The sequence below is a fragment of the Sorangium sp. So ce124 genome (genome assembly GCF_051525235.1).
GTDB lineage: Bacteria > Myxococcota_A > Polyangia > Polyangiales > Polyangiaceae > Sorangium > Sorangium atrum.
Genome location: NZ_CP150312.1, coordinates 4806261 through 4820669, shown reverse-complemented (window position 1 = coordinate 4820669; position 14409 = coordinate 4806261). Strand labels below are relative to the sequence as shown.

At 72.1% G+C, this 14409-nt stretch carries 12 protein-coding genes; 5 read left to right on the top strand and 7 right to left on the bottom strand.

What is annotated here, in order from left to right:
• Positions 1–8: 8 nt before the first annotated feature.
• Positions 9–1394, top strand: a complete 1386-nt coding sequence (locus WMF19_RS18110) for an aldehyde dehydrogenase family protein (RefSeq protein ID WP_437901643.1) — start codon at positions 9–11, stop codon at positions 1392–1394.
• A gap of 112 nt (positions 1395–1506) precedes the next feature.
• Complete coding sequence (locus tag WMF19_RS18105; RefSeq protein ID WP_437329833.1) at positions 1507–1935, top strand: VOC family protein; 429 nt, start codon at positions 1507–1509, stop codon at positions 1933–1935.
• A 132-nt stretch (positions 1936–2067) separates the two neighbouring features.
• Here WMF19_RS18105 and WMF19_RS18100 read toward each other — a convergent pair whose 3' ends face one another.
• The 3 genes from WMF19_RS18100 to WMF19_RS18090 form a co-directional block, all read right to left on the bottom strand.
• The gene (locus WMF19_RS18100) at positions 2068–4812 is read right to left on the bottom strand and encodes a hypothetical protein (protein ID WP_437900239.1); all 2745 of its coding nucleotides are present in this window, start codon (positions 4810–4812) and stop codon (positions 2068–2070) included.
• A 305-nt stretch (positions 4813–5117) separates the two neighbouring features.
• Entirely contained in the window at positions 5118–5729 is a 612-nt protein-coding gene (rpsD, locus tag WMF19_RS18095) for a 30S ribosomal protein S4 (RefSeq protein WP_437900238.1), read from the bottom strand.
• A gap of 167 nt (positions 5730–5896) precedes the next feature.
• Entirely contained in the window at positions 5897–6679 is a 783-nt protein-coding gene (locus WMF19_RS18090) for a class I SAM-dependent methyltransferase (RefSeq protein WP_437900237.1), read from the bottom strand.
• A 535-nt stretch (positions 6680–7214) separates the two neighbouring features.
• Between WMF19_RS18090 and WMF19_RS18085 the strand changes: the two genes are divergently transcribed.
• Positions 7215–7757 (top strand): PadR family transcriptional regulator, encoded by a 543-nt coding sequence (locus WMF19_RS18085; RefSeq protein WP_272098307.1) that lies wholly within the window; start codon positions 7215–7217, stop codon positions 7755–7757.
• A gap of 17 nt (positions 7758–7774) precedes the next feature.
• On the opposite strand, the gene WMF19_RS18080 is transcribed toward WMF19_RS18085, so the two are convergent.
• From WMF19_RS18080 to WMF19_RS18070, 3 genes are all read right to left on the bottom strand, one after another.
• A complete protein-coding gene (locus WMF19_RS18080; protein ID WP_437900236.1) occupies positions 7775–8305 on the bottom strand; it encodes a GNAT family N-acetyltransferase in 531 nt (176 codons plus the stop codon).
• Between the two features lie 132 nt (positions 8306–8437).
• Positions 8438–9571 carry a UTP--glucose-1-phosphate uridylyltransferase gene (locus WMF19_RS18075; RefSeq protein ID WP_437900235.1) on the bottom strand — a complete coding sequence of 378 codons (1134 nt, stop codon included), beginning with the start codon at positions 9569–9571 and terminating at the stop codon, positions 8438–8440.
• Positions 9572–9996: 425 nt separating this feature from the next.
• Positions 9997–11496 carry an O-antigen ligase family protein gene (locus WMF19_RS18070; protein ID WP_437900234.1) on the bottom strand — a complete coding sequence of 500 codons (1500 nt, stop codon included), beginning with the start codon at positions 11494–11496 and terminating at the stop codon, positions 9997–9999.
• Positions 11497–11756: 260 nt separating this feature from the next.
• Between WMF19_RS18070 and WMF19_RS18065 the strand changes: the two genes are divergently transcribed.
• Positions 11757–12362, top strand: a complete 606-nt coding sequence (locus WMF19_RS18065) for a polysaccharide biosynthesis/export family protein (RefSeq protein WP_272098302.1) — start codon at positions 11757–11759, stop codon at positions 12360–12362.
• A gap of 194 nt (positions 12363–12556) precedes the next feature.
• Positions 12557–13738, top strand: a complete 1182-nt coding sequence (locus tag WMF19_RS18060) for a hypothetical protein (protein WP_437900233.1) — start codon at positions 12557–12559, stop codon at positions 13736–13738.
• A 97-nt stretch (positions 13739–13835) separates the two neighbouring features.
• Here the strand turns inward: WMF19_RS18060 and WMF19_RS18055 are convergent, their stop codons facing one another.
• Positions 13836–14372 (bottom strand): VOC family protein, encoded by a 537-nt coding sequence (locus tag WMF19_RS18055; protein WP_437329823.1) that lies wholly within the window; start codon positions 14370–14372, stop codon positions 13836–13838.
• Positions 14373–14409: the final 37 nt, after the last annotated feature.

Here is a 14409-nt window from a genome sequence, read left to right as displayed (position 1 = left end):
CCCCCGCCATGTCCGACCTTGTGATCGACAACCCGTATACCCTCGAGGAAGCCGTCCGCCGGCCTCTTGCAGACGAGGCCGCCGTCGACCGCCTCCTCGACACGGCGACCGCCGCCGCGCGGCGCTTCTCGCACACATCCATCGCCGAGCGCGCCGCCCTGTGCCAGCGTGCGGTCGAGCACATCGAGGCCAACGCCCCGTCGATCGCCGCCGACATCACCCGCATGATGGGCAAGCCGCTGCGCCAATCCCGCAATGAAGTCGCGGGGATGGCCAAGCGAGCCCGGCATATGATCTCGATCGCCGAGGGCGCGCTCGCCGATGTGATCCTGCCGGAGCTCCCCGGGCTCGAGCGGCGGATCGTGCGCGCTCCGCTCGGTGTGGTCTTCAATCTGCCCGCCTGGAATTATCCGCTCCTCACCGCCGTGAACGTGGTCATCCCCGCGGTGCTCTCGGGCAATGTGGTGCTGCTCAAGCACTCGCCGCGCTCGCCGCTCTGCGGAGAGCACTTCGCGACGGCGTTCGCGGAGGCCGGCGCGCCGCCCGGCCTCGTCCAGGCCTTCCACTGCGACCACCCCACGTCCGAGCGCATCGCATCGGACCCGCGGGTCAACTTCGTCGGTTTCACCGGTTCCGTCGAAGGCGGACGCAGGATCTATGCGGCCACATCGAAGAAGGTGGCCGTCGACGCCGGCCTGGAGCTCGGCGGGAAGGACGGCGCCTACGTCGCGGCCGACGCGGATCTCGAGAAGGCGGTGGACGGGATCGTCGACGGCGCCTGTTACAACGCGGGACAGAGCTGCTGCGCTGTCGAGCGCGCGTATGTTCACCGCGACCTGTATCCGAAGTTCGTGGAGGCCGCGCTGGAGCTGATGAAGCGCTATGTCCTCGGCGATCCGACCGACGAGCGGACGAACCTGGGTCCGATGGCGCAGCCGCATGCGCCGGCGTTCCTGGAGGCGCAGGTGAAGCAGGCGCTCTCCCGGGGGGCGAAGGCGCTCTGCGGCGGTCGGGCGACCCAGGTCGAGGGCCGCGGGCGCTTCTTCGAGCCGACGCTCCTCGTGGACACGGCGCCCGATCTCGACGTGATGCGCATCGAGTCGTTCGGGCCGGTGCTGCCCATCGTGCCGGTCTCATCCGACGAGGAGGCGCTCGCGCTGATGAACGACAGCGATCTCGGGCTCACCGCGTCGGTCTGGACGCGCGACCGCGAGCGCGCCGCGCGGCTCGCGCGCGAGCTCGACGTCGGCACGGTCTACATGAACCAGTGTGACACCCTGGATCCGGCGCTCCCGTGGACGGGCGCGAAGAACAGCGGCAAGGGCGCGACGCTCTCGACGCTCGGGTTCCTGCACCTGACGCGGCCGAAATCGATCAACTTCAAGATCGGCTGAAGGCCCGGGCGCGCGGCGCGCGGCGTAAACAACCGCGCCGCGCGTGGCCCGCGAGCCGATGAGCTCGAATGAGTCCGCTTGCACCGGGGGCGATGTGCGGTATCCCGGAGCAATGGAAATACGAGAGATCTATCGCGGGCGCCTCATCGATCACGTTCAGCTCGTCGTGGCCGACCTCGCGGCGAGCAAGAAGTTCTATCGGGCCGTCTTCGAGACGATCGGGATCCCGATCGGAGGCGAGGCCGACGATTACTTCTGGGCCGACGAGCTCTTCATCTCCAGCGTGGACTCGCCGTCCGCGGCCGGTGTGCCCACGGGCCGAGCGCACCTCGCCTTCCAGGCGAGCGACCGCGCGACGGTCGATCGGTTCCACGCCGCCGCGGTCGCCGCGGGCGGCAAGGACAACGGCGCTCCGGGCAAGCGCCCGTACCACCCTGGCTACTACGCGGCGTTCGTGCTCGACCCGGATGGCAACAACATCGAGGTCGTCCACCACGGCCAGGCGAACAAGTCGGCCGACGCGATAAAGATCACGTTCTGATCGCGAAGATGCCGCGAGATCGCTGAAGAGCCGACACAGAATCGAATGAACTCGATACGGGCGCCGGCGCACCACCGCGGCTCCTCCCGCGCTCCTTTCGCTGCTGCCCTCTCGGCGCCTCCTCGCCTCTCCTCAGACTGACTGTCCCGCTGGCTCGCCATCGATGCAGATCCGCTTCCTGACGACGGGCCTCGGCGCGACGTCGTTGAGGACCACCCCGAGGATGCGGCGATCGCCGAGCTGCTCGGCGGCCCTCGTCAGCGACGACGCCCGGGTCAGCGAGGCGCGCGCGACCAGGACGATGCCGTCAGCGGCATCCTCGATGACGTTGGCGTCGCCCGAGCCGAGGACCGGAGGGCCGTCGATGACGACGTAGTCGTGATAGCGCCGCAGCGTGCGCATCGCGGCCTCGAAGTGGACCGAGTGGAGCGCCGCGGGGTAGCTCGCCTCGAGCGATGGCTCCGCGAGCACCGAGAGCGACTGGCTGACGGCGATGACGCCGAGCGGGCGGATCTCGCCCGCCATCCGCCGCCGGAGCTGCTCCGAGAAGCTCGCGTGCGCGGGCAGCCGCAGGCCGAGCGTCGCCGCGACGCGGGGGCACGCCAGGTGGCCGTCGACGAGCAGCACCCGCGCGCGCTCGGCCTCGGCGAGCGTCATCGCGAGGCGGACCGCGAGCGCGGTCTTGCCCTCGGCCCGGCCGGGGCTCACCACCGCGACCGCCAGCGGCTCGCCCGCCCGCCGCTGATCGAGCCGGTGCCGGAGGACCCGGAGCGCCGCGAGCGCGGGCGCGGGCGCTCCCCGGAGCAGCTCGAACACCCCGTGCCCCTCGGGATCGAGGTCCGCGCCGATCATCACCACCTCGGGCCCGTCGAACGCGGGGCTGCCGGCGCGCGCGAACGAACGCACGCCCACGCAGGCGAGCGGCGCCTCGGGCGCGCTCCATGACGTCCGGTCGGTCACCTCGCAGTCGCCGAGATCGAGGCCATCCCGGAGCGTGTCCTCCGGATCCGGGACGGCGCCGGCCGGAGCGGCCTCTTCCGGCGCGCCGGAAGGCTCTGCGCCGTGCCCGTACCCGCCGGGCGGCTCCGCGCTGAGCCCAGCCGCGCTGGACGGCTCGGCGCCGTGCCTGGCCTCCCCCGGCGGCTCCGCGCCGGGCCCAGCCACGCCGGCCGGCTCCGTGCCGTACCCGGGCCCGCCGGACGGCTCCGCGCCGTACCCGGGCCCGCCGAGCGGCTCTGCGCAGTACGCCGGCACGATCGTGCGCTCGCGGAGCGGCGGGCACGCCGGGAGCTCCGGCATCACGGCCAGCAGGGCCGGGCCGCCGAGCGCGTGGATGTCGCCGCCGTCATAGAGCGTGTCGTTGAGCAGCACCCGGGCCCCGGCGACGCCGAGCGCGAAGAAGAACGTCACAGCGGCGCCCGCGAAGAAGACGCGGCCCCGCCCGCGGTCGGGGCGGCTCGGCAGGTAGGCCTGGTCGAGGACGTCGAGCTCGGTCTCGCTCTTGTTCTCGGCGGCGTCCGCGGACAGGTCCGCGGACCGCTCGTTGGCCTGAACGGTCTTCAGGTACTCGCGCGCCCGCTCGAGATCGAGGCGCAGCCGGTGCCACTCGGTCTCGAGCTCGATCACGCGCTCCTCGGCGGCTCCGTCGGCCGCCCACGGCGGGGCGCGCGGCGCCTCGCCCCTGGCCGCGCTCTCCGCCGGCGCGCGCGGCGCCTCGCCCCCTACGGACGCCCTGCCGCCTGCGGCGCGCGCGCGCAGGCCCGCGATCTGCCGGAGGAGCGCGGTCCGCTCCGCCGCGAGCGCCGCGCGCCGCGCCGGCGTGAGCGCGCGCTCCTCGCCGGCCGGCGCCTCGGTGACGCCCGCGCGCACGAGCCCGAGCGCGCTCTCGGCCGCGGCGAGCTGGCTCTTCGCCGCCTCGACGCGGCGCTTCGCGGCGACGGCGTCCGGGTGGATCGGGGTCACGGTCGTGAGCTTCTCGGCGAGCGCCGCCTCGGCCGACGCGACCGCGGCGACAGCGGCGGTGCGGGCCCGCTGCGCCTCGACGACGCTCTGGGGCAGCGGCTGCCCTGGCGCCACGGCCGGCGACCGCGCGGCCCCGAGCAGCGCCTCGACCCGGGCGAGCTGGCGCTCGAGCGCCGCGAGCTGCGGGTCGGCCGGGCGAGCTGGCTGCGCTGGCAGGGCGCGGGCGGCGGCGGTCGCCGGGGCGCCGGGCGAGCCGAGCGGCTGGGGCGTCGGCGCGTACGGAGAGTCGTTGAGCCCCCACTGGAACTGCGGATTCCTGGCGAGGAACGTCGCCAGCGCGCGGCTCGCCGCGTCGACCTTGGAGCTGGCCTCGGCGAGCTCCTTCCGCAGGAAGTCGCGGGTCATCGTCGCCGTGCCGAGGCTGTCGCGGCGGTAGTCGTCGAGCAGGATCTGCGTGAGGCGGGCGGCGACCTGCTGCGCCACGTGCGGATCGTCGTGGGTGAACGAGATGACGTACGTATCGCTGCTCTGCGCGCGGAAGCCGACGTGGGTCTTCATCTCCTCGACGGCCTCGACCATCGAGCGGGCGGACTTCTCCGGGTAGAGCCCGAACGCCTCGACGACGCCGGCGAGCGTCCCGCGCGCCGTGAGCGCGTCCTTCAGCTTCGACCCGAGGCGCGCCGCGCGCGCGGTGCCGCTCTGGGAATCGCGGCCGGTCTGGATGGTGTCGCGGTAAAGGATGGTGGCCTCGCTCCGCCACACCCGCTTCGTGGCGAGCGCCAGGGACAAGGAGATCGCGAGTCCGACGGCCATCATCGCGGCCGCTCCGCGCCAGTACATCCGGATCCGGCCGAGGACGCTTATCGCGCGATCCAGGCGCTCCCGGGGTGTGCTCTCCGTGCTCAGGCTGGCCATGGTGTTCCTCGCCCGTGTGGGCAGCGCGTCCGGCGCCGCGCGGCGCGGAGGGCCCGCGCGGGGGCGCTCCGCCCCCGCACGGCAAGGCGCGTGCTCGCGGGCGCGTCACCCCGGGACGCACACCGCTCGGCGCCACCACGCGCGCTGACCACGTGAGAGAGGGCCGACGCCGACGAACGCCATGGACATTCCGCGTCCGGCGCGCGCGGCTCGCTGCGTGGACGCTCCCGGGAAGGCGGGCGCTCGTCGCCGCGGCCCCGCTTCGGCGGAGGCCGGCTCGCCAGCGTGGCGAGCCCTGCTCCGCGTCACAGCCGCTGCGAGTAGTACTCGATGATGAGCTGAACGGCGATGGGGAACGGGATGCTCGTCTCGTCCGGCAGCGCGGCCACGCGCGCCTGCCGGGCGTCCTTGTCGACAGCGAGCCACGTGGGGGCTTCCATGTCGGTCTTCGCGAGGCCCTCCACGACGGTCCGGTGGTCACGGCGCTTCTCGCACACGCTCACCGTCTCTCCGGCGCTGACGCGGTAGGACGGGATATCGACGCGCTTTCCGTCGACGAGCACGTGCCCGTGCGCCACCAGCTGCCGCGCGGCCGGGATGGTGCGCGCGAAGCCCGCGCGGAAGATGACGTTGTCGAGCCGCCGCTCGAGCAGCTCGATGAGCTTCGTGCCGGCGGCCAGGTCGCTCCTGCGCGCCTCGAGCATGAGCGTCTTCAGCTGCGTGTTGGTGAGTCCATAGTTGAGCCTGACCTTCTGCTTCTCGCGGAGCCGCAGGGCGTACTCGCTGAGCTTCTTGCGGGCCTGTCCGTGCTGCCCGGGTGGGTAAGGCCTCCGCTCCGTCTTCCTGGCCGACAGCCCGGGGAGCTCGACCCCGAGCGCGCGCATGACCTTGACGCGAGGTCCGGTGTAACGGCTCATGCCCGGGCCCTCCCCAGGGACGCGCGCGCGTCGCGATGGTGGAGCGCGGCGCCGCAGGGCGCCGGTGCGTCGACGTAGTCCTGGATGTTCATCGAGCTTCTCTGTCCTTGTGCATGGGTCTTGCTGTTGCTTGTCATGGCGGTGTACCCGAGGGTGCTATCGAGGGCTCACACGCGCCGGAGGTGGCGGAGGATCGGGAACTGCGCTTTACGGAAGAAGCGCGCGAGTCCATTCGTGGTCCGGATGCGGGCGCCGAGCGGCTCGGGATAGTCGCTGTCGCCCAGGACGCGCAGCCATGGAAACGTCTCGACGACCCCTCCCTCTCGGTGGAGCTCGACGTGACGCGCGCCCCTCGCCGCGGTGGGATGGAGCTGGAGGCTCGGGCTCGCGTCGAGCAGGAGCTCCACGTCCTTGGCGAGGCGCAGGGAGACCTGGGTCAAGAAGGCGCCGATCCGCTCGGGGCCGAGGTGGGAGAAGAGGCCGAGGCCGAGGATCAACGTGGGCCAGTCGTGCGCGTCGGCGAGCTGATCGATCCAGTGATCGCAGCCTGGGGACGCGGTGGCCAGCGCGTACCGCGGCGTCTGCGGGGCGCGCCGGGACTTCCACGCGACCACGCGGGGAACGTCGATGTCGATCCAGTGGAGCTGACCGTTGTCGACGCGCGAGAATCGGGTGCACGGCCCGGAGAAGAGCCCGATGGCCAACCCGTCCGGGTGACGGCGGAAGAAGTCGTCCACGACGTCATCGACCAGCCGCGTGCGGGTCGCGAGGGGGCGGAGCTCCTGTTCCGTGAAGCCAGCGCGCTCGACCTCGAGCAAGCGGGCGAGCTGGCGCGCTTCCTCGTCGTGGAGCCCGAGGTCGGGAAACGCGTCGGAGGCGTACGCGCACGCGGCGACACCCGCGAGCTCGCGCCGAGCAAACGAAGGGGCAGCGTCGATAATGAAAATCATTTTCACTTTCGTTACAGGGACGTGCGTCCTATGTCAAGCAGCGAACAGCCGCGACCCACCCAGGTTGAGCTGGCGACCCACCCAGGTTGAGCTGGCGACCCACCCAGGTTGAGCTGGCGACCCACCCAGGTTGAGCTGGCGACCCACCCAGGTTGAGCTGGCGACCTCACCCAGGTTGAGCTGCGGCGGCGACCCCACCCAGGTTGCCGCGGCGCCTCTCCCCATCGCTGTGTCCTGCGGCCCTGCCCTGCCCGGCCGGAGCCTGCGGTCGTCCGCCCCGCCCCTTGACGGGCATCGGTCGAGAGCTATCTTTTAGATATATCTTTTAGAATATCGACCCGGCAGCCGCATGGCCGCCGGGCCGCGGAGCCGGGGTGGTCTGTGCACGAGCGCGCGGCAGCTGAGTGCTCGCCGCCGTGGCGGTCCGCCGCCGAGCCAGAGAGGGATTTTGTCTATGTTCTGGGGATACGAACACCATCACTGCGCAGGCCCGCGAGGGCCGAGGGGGGGTCCGTTCGGGAGGGGTCGGCACGGCATGGGCGGCGGCCCGCCGGGCTGGTGGGGCGACTGGTTTGGAGGGCCGCCGCTCCGCGCCGACCGCGGCGGCGTGCGGTACCTCGTCCTCGACGTGCTCGCCGAGCGAGCTCGCCATGGCTACGAGGTCATCCAGGCGATCGAGCAGCGCAGCGGCGACACCTACCGTCCGAGCCCCGGCGTCATCTATCCGACGCTGCAGATGCTCGAGGAGCTCGGCCACGCGCGCGTCATCGAGGCCGAGGGGCGCAAGATCTACGAGATCACCGACGCGGGCCGCGAGGACCTCAAGGCGAACCGCGAGTACGTCGACGAGTTCTACGAGCGCTTCGTCGAGACCTCGTGGGAGCGGTTCGCCGAGGATTTCGGCGACGTCATGAAGCGCATCGGCTCGCTCATGAAGATGCTGCGCCACGCGATGCGCCGCGGGCGCATCACGCCGTCCGTGCTCGCGCGCACCGTGAAGGTGCTCGACAAGGCGGCGGCCGAGATCGAGGAGCTGCTCGGCGAAGATCCGGAGGGGCGCGCCGGCCGGCGCCCGTGATCCGCGCCGCCGTGGAATCAGGGCGCGACGCGCTCAGGCACGCTCTCGAAGCAGAACACCCGCCAGGCGTTCGGCTGGCCGGGACGCACGAGCTCCGTCACAGCGCCGCTCGTGAACTCCGCGACGACGCCGCGCCAGAACGCCAGAGCGCCCCGGTTCCCCTCGGCGACGCGCACGGTCCACTTCCCGGGAAGACCGTTCCATAGGAGGCACGCCGCCTGGCGGCCCACGCCGGAGCGGCGATAGCGGCGAAGGACGAAGAACTCGGCGACATCGAGGGTGTCCGGATCCTCCACTGCCGGCGAACCGCGGGTCGCCAGGACGAACCCGGCGACGCGCCCGCCGCATCGAATGAGGAACGCGAACCGCCGCTCCCGCTCCGACCAGTAGAGAGGGAGCTTGGGATAGCCGAAGCGCCCATCCTGCCCCAGCTCGATAGCGGGGAACACATCGCTGAGATCGTGGATGTACAGCTCGAGAAGGTTGGACAGGATCACGGCGTCCGCTGGCGTCGCCGCGTCCAGAGAGACAGTCTGCGCATCTGCCATATCCAATCCTCCCGTCCGCCAGCGCGCACTCGGGCGCTTCTCCGCGGCGCGCGCGTCGTAATCACGATGACTGGCCCCCTCGGTCGTCAACCGCGCGCCGCGCGCCGCGCGCCGCGGCCTGTGCCCCTCGGCTCAGCCGAGGAAGCCGCGCGCGCGGGCGATCGCCTCGATCGCCGGCCTCCGCCGCTCCAGCTCCTCGACGTCCTTGACGGGAAGGAACCGCGCCGCGAGGCCCTCGCGCGGCACGCGAACGAACCGGGCCGGCAGGCCGAAGGTGACCTCGTTCAGGATGCGCTCGAACTGGATCGCCTTGCGGTCGTCCACCTTCTTCTCGACCTCCACGTAGATCCAGTCCAGCGCGAGGGCGTCGAGCGCCTCGGCGCTCGCCAGGAAGGTGTTGGTGTTGAAGACGGGCACGACCTTCGGGTCGAAATCGACCGGCAGCCGGAAGTCCTCTGCCATCACCGGTCGGCCGTTCCACCGCAGCGGCCCGCCGCCCTTGTCGCCGCCCTTGTCGACCACCTCGACGGAGAGGGGCCCGCCGTGGCCGAGGTGCCAGCCCAGGAGGACCGGATCGACGGTCGCGCCGAGGTTGTCGAGGTTGGCGATCCAGACGATCTTCCCGCCGCGGGCGATGAAACGGCCGAGGAGGCCGCTCTCGCGGAGGGCGTCCGGGAGGTCGCCATGGCCGGTGGCGTAGACGCTCGGCTCGCCGGCCTCGTCCAGGAACAGCCCGCCTTCCGGGGTCAGGCGCAGCGACACGTGCTGCTCGAACGTGGCGCAGAGATCGCCCCGCTCGTCGAGGCGCGCGCCGAGCGCCTCGCGGATCGGTCCGTTCGTCGCCTCGCTTGTCATCAGCCACAGCGGGACCGGGACCCCCGTCGTGCGCCGGAGGTGATCGCTCTCGGCGAGGCGCAGATCGAGGAAGGTCCGACCGGGCAGCACCTCGACGAGCGCCTTGACCACGCCGCCCATCCGGGTGGCCATCCCGCCGGCGAGGACGCAGAGGGCGACCTCGCCCCGGCGCAGCGCGGCCAGGCCCGCCTCGCGGCAGCGGGCGTGCTCGGGCGTGCCCTCGGCGGGCAGGTCGGCGATATCGCCGGGCGCGGGCGGCTCGACCGTGCCCTGGAGGCGGTTGCGGGCGTCCCGGTCCTTGCCGATGGACGCGGCCCACCGGGCGACGCGATCGGGGTCGAACCCGCGAGCCCGGAGGCGAGCGAGGAGAGGGCCAGGGAGCGCGGCGATCTGCTGGGCGAGGGAAGACACGGTATCCTCAAAAGACCACGAGACGATGCGCGTGGCAACGGCATCGTGCAACCGGTCACGCGCTTCAGAATGGGCGCCTCCTGGAGAGGCATCTCGCGCCTGCGCACACACCCGAGATCCGGATGGCGCTGAATGCGTCGTACGTGGCTCCCTGATGCCGCGTCGCTCGCCTGAAGATCGCCAGTTCCATTCCGAGAATGGACCATCTCCAGGAAATCACGCTGACCCGGGAGCCTCCGGTCAGGCTTCCGTCAGCGGCCGGTCAACTCAGGAACAGCTCCTCCGCCGCCGCCGCGCGCTGGAGCCAGCGTCCCAGGACGTCCACGTCCGTCTCGCCGAGGATCCGGCCCCTCGCCTCTCCGCCGTCCGACGGCCTGCTGCGAGGCCGCGCCGCCGCCGTCCCGCGGCGCCCGGCGCTCGCGCGCTCACCCGAGGAACCGGAGCACGATGTTGAGCAGCACGAGCACCACGACCATCCCGCCGCACACGAGCGCGACCTCCCTCCCCGACACGCGCACCACGACGCGGCTGTCCTCGGCCCGCGCGGCGCCATAGAGCGCGGCGGAGGCGCCGAGCACCATGTAGAGGATGTCCTTGTAGGCCCACGAGAGGAAGAAGATCCCGATCAGCGCGCCGCACAGGCTCACGAAGATCGCCGGCGCGAACCGCCTCGCCGTGGGGCCGGCATCGACGTCGCCCAGCCAGATCGACAGCGGTACCTTCATCGACGCGTACAGGACGAGCGCGAACAGGCACATCCCGAGCAGGCCCGTCTCGGCCGCGGCGAGGAGATAGGAGTTGTGGGCGGTCAAGCCGAGCGACGACTCGTCGCCGAACTGCCCTGCGCCGACGCCGATCCCCTTGGTCCGGCGGATCAGCTCGAACGCTTCCCGCAGCAGCTCGACGCGCTCGTCCGAGCTCTCGCTCGCCTCGTCGCCGCTCCGGCCGCCGAGCAGGAGCATGGGCGGCCCGATGAAGCAGGCAGCGATGACGCCGAGCGTCCCGCTCCGCCGGATGAAGCTGATGCCGAGGACCGCGAGGTACACGATGACACCCGAGCGCGAGCGCGACAGGACGACCATCGCGCCGATCGCCGCGATGATCGCCGTCACGGGGAGCGCGCGGAGCGCCGCGGCCATGCGCGAGATCAGCCGATCCGTGAGCAGGACGGGAAGCGTCAGCGCGCGGCGCGGCGCGCAGGGCGGCGCGCCGGCCGACGGGGGCGGGCCCCCACGGACGGGCCTGCGCGGCCGGCGCGGGCCGGCGCGCCGCTCCGCGAGCGCGATCGCGAGCGGGATCGACATGCCGGCCATCAGCGAGAGCTCGTTGGGATCGGCGAGCGAGCCGCGGTAGCGGACGCGGCCGTCGATGGTCGACGTGCCGAGCGGCCCCGGGCGCTCGCACCGGTAGTTGCCGTCGGGCACGGGCGCCTCGATGCGGCAGTCGAGGTTGGTCTCGCAGGGGCGTCCATCCGGCTCGAGCTCGCCCTTGCCTTCCCAGTCATCGGGCGCGGCGATCATGCAGCCGTGGGGCTGGAACGCTTGCACGATCGCGACCACGGTCGTGAGGACGGCGCAGCCGACGAGCGTGATCGCGAGCGCGCGCAGCCCTCGCGGCGAGGCGGCGGCGACGGCGACGGCGATGAAGATGCCCGCGACGGTCGCGAGCTGCATGCCGCGCTCCTCGAGCGCGGCCGGGCGCTTCAGCGCGGTGGTCAGCGCCGCCCAGGCGAGGAACGCGAGCGCATAGACGACCTGAGGCGCGAGCGTCGGCTTGAGCCGCCGCCACACGACGTCGAGGGCGACGCAGAGAAGGGTGATCCCGAACGCCGCGTGCACGAGCGGAATCCCCGCGAGCGCGGGGATGAACTCCTGCGGCTTGATGATGACGAGCGCGCACAGCGCGCACACGACCCACGCTGCCATGGTGTGGCGCGCCGTTCGCGTGGCGCGCGCCGCGCACAGGCGGCCCGCGCCGAGCCGTCGTGGCGGCCGCGCGGAGGCGCCCTGCGCGGGCGCGATGAGGCGCGGCGCGCATTCCCCCCTTCCGCGCGACGGATCTAGCACCGCGGGTCCGAGCGGCACGCGGGAAGAGCGCCAGTGCGCGCGCGAGGAGCAGGCGCGGAGCGCGGCCGCGGGATCGGCGCTTGCTGGAGCGCCATCGCATCAAGGAGGCTGGAAACCGCATGTGCTCCCGCTGTGTCCGGATTGCCCTGCTCTGCTCCGCGCTCACGGTCCTCATGGCGCTCCCGGGCTGCGGCGCGCGCGCCCCGCGGGTCGATTTCGATGCGGAGCGCCGCGCGACGAGCGCCTACGCCGTCGGCCCGGGCGACGTGCTGGAGGTGCGCGCCTGGAAGAACGAGGCGCTGAGCCAGCGCGTCACGGTGCGACCCGACGGGTTCATCACGATCCCGCTCATCGGCGACGTCCTGGCGTCGGGGCGCACCGTCATGGGCATCGCCGAGGACATCGCGACGCAGGCCGCCAAATTCTATCATGAGAAGCCGGTCGTCAGCGTCGAGGTGGCGGAGCTCCACAGCTACCGGGTCTACGTGATGGGCGAAGTGTCGCGTCCCGGCGAGTTCACGCCCAGGGGGCAGATCACCGTGCTCCAGGCGCTCGCGCTCGCGGGCGGATTCACCCGCTTCGCCGATCCCGACGAGGTGGTCATCGTCCGGCGCGACGCGATCGGCGAGCGCAGGATTCCGTTCGTGTTCGACGAGGTCGTCGGGAAAGGCGATCTCCGCGGGGATCTGCCGCTGCAGACGAACGATACCGTGGTGGTGCCGTAGAAGGCCCGCATCGGGGACACGTCGCTCCGGGAACAGGCTTATCCGCATGCGGCTGCGGCACGCGCGTGGGTAGGGGTAGCGCTCGCGTCGCAGAGGACCTGTTGCGCATCGCTGGGGGTCCTCCCCTGTCTCCTCCCCTGCCCCGACGGACATCGTTGGATGATCGCCGCACCAAGTTCTGGCATCCTGGCAGGATGCGTCCCGGGGCAACACCGCCGCTCGCCGTCGCGTTGCTTCTCGCGCTCCCGGCGCTCGCGACCGCGTGTGCCCCCGCGAGCCCCGGCCCCCCGGGCCCCGCCGGCAAGACCACGGCGCCGCCGAGCTCTCCGGTCCTCGCGACAGCCAGCGCGCCTTCAGGCCCGGGAGGCCCTGAGCCTGCCGGCGCGTCGTCCGCTGGGGGAGCGCAGGCCGATGGCGCGCAGGGCGCCGCGCCGTCCCCCGCCTCAACCGAGCCGGCCCCTGCCATCTCGGCGGACGAAGCCGAGGCCATCCTGTTCCCGGACGACGCCGCCGCCCACCGGGACGCCATCGACGCCTGCCGGCACGGGAACGCCGGGATCGCGGCCGCGCCCGGCTCGGGGCACGAGCGCATCCGCTGCCTGCTCGCGCTCCGCTACCAAGGCGACCCGCAGGCCTCGGCGAGCGCGACAGCGCTCTTCGACCAGAACGGCAGCGTCGCCGGGCTGGAACGGGAGCACATGATGGACGGCGGTTACCGCGGCATGCTCCACCTCGTCCCGGAGCTGCCGGTGCGCGCCGAGCGCCGCCACCTCGAGTGGACGGTCTCGGCGATCGCCGACTTCGACGCCTTCGTCGCGGATCTCGCGGCCGCGGCCAGCTCGCCCGTGCGCTACCGGCACCGCGCCCTCGCGCTCCGGTACTTCCGGTCCGTGCGGGCGCGGACGCCTTCCGCCTACGCCTCGGGTTGGACGGTCGCATACAACCTCTCCGGCTCGCTCCACCGCTCCGCGGACGACGTTCGAGAGACGCTCTTCCACGAGCTCTTCCACCTGAACGACGTCGCGCACGGCGGGTGGTCCCAGGCGGCGCTCTCGCCGATCTACGACGGCATCGTCGCGCGCTGCGGGACGAGGATCTCCTGCCTCACGCCGTACTCGCCGAACGAGACCATCGTGAAGGGCGGCACGTATTACTCGTTCCAGCCAGGAAACGGCGTCGTGGAGTACGCCGCCGAGCTGGCGATCCGCTACTACCGCGAGCAGCGCGCGGCGCTCCGCGGCAAGCGGCTCTCGAAGGCGCCGTTCAAGTGCGGCCCGCCGGAGAACGCGCGGGCATGGTCGCTGCTCTCGGGAGAGTTCTTCGGCGGCGCGGATCGGGTGGCGCCCTGCCGGGAAGGGGCGCCGGCAACGCCCTGAGCCACGTCGCAGCACGCGATCTCGCCGTCCCACGCGCCGCACATGACGTGACGATGGCGCGCGATCACCGCCGGAGGCCTGGTCGCGCGCAGGCGCATCACCCCACCTGCGATCGGTGGACGACCGAGGGTCGCGGCAGCTCGAGCGGCGGCATGGGATCGAAGAGCGAGCGCTCCGCGTCGGCCACCTCCTCGGCCGAGAAGGCCCGGAGCGTCTGGCAGAACTCGACCATGATGCCGTTGGGATCGATCGTGCAGATCGAGCGGCAGAACTCGTGATCTCTCTCGGTCACCTCGAGGCCGTGCGAGAGCCATCGCGCGAGCATCCGACCGTAGAGCTCACCCGTCGGGGCGCTGAAGGCCAGGTGGTTCATCCACACCGGCAGCCCGAGCCCTGTCGAGAGATCCGTCCTGAAGCGCCCCCGCACCGTCTCTTCGTGCACATCCCAGAATGCGAGCATCGGACCATCGGGCTCGCTGGTCCGATACAGGGCGTGCCTCGCCCAGCCCCCATCGCGGCTGCCCTCGTAAGGCACCGCGATGACCTTCACGAGACGGAACCCCATGGCCCGGGTATAAAACCGGTGTGTGGCGACCAGATCGCTGGTCGCCAGCGCGATGTGATGCACCGCCATCGTCCCCCCTTTGCGTGCATGGCAAGGATGCCACGAG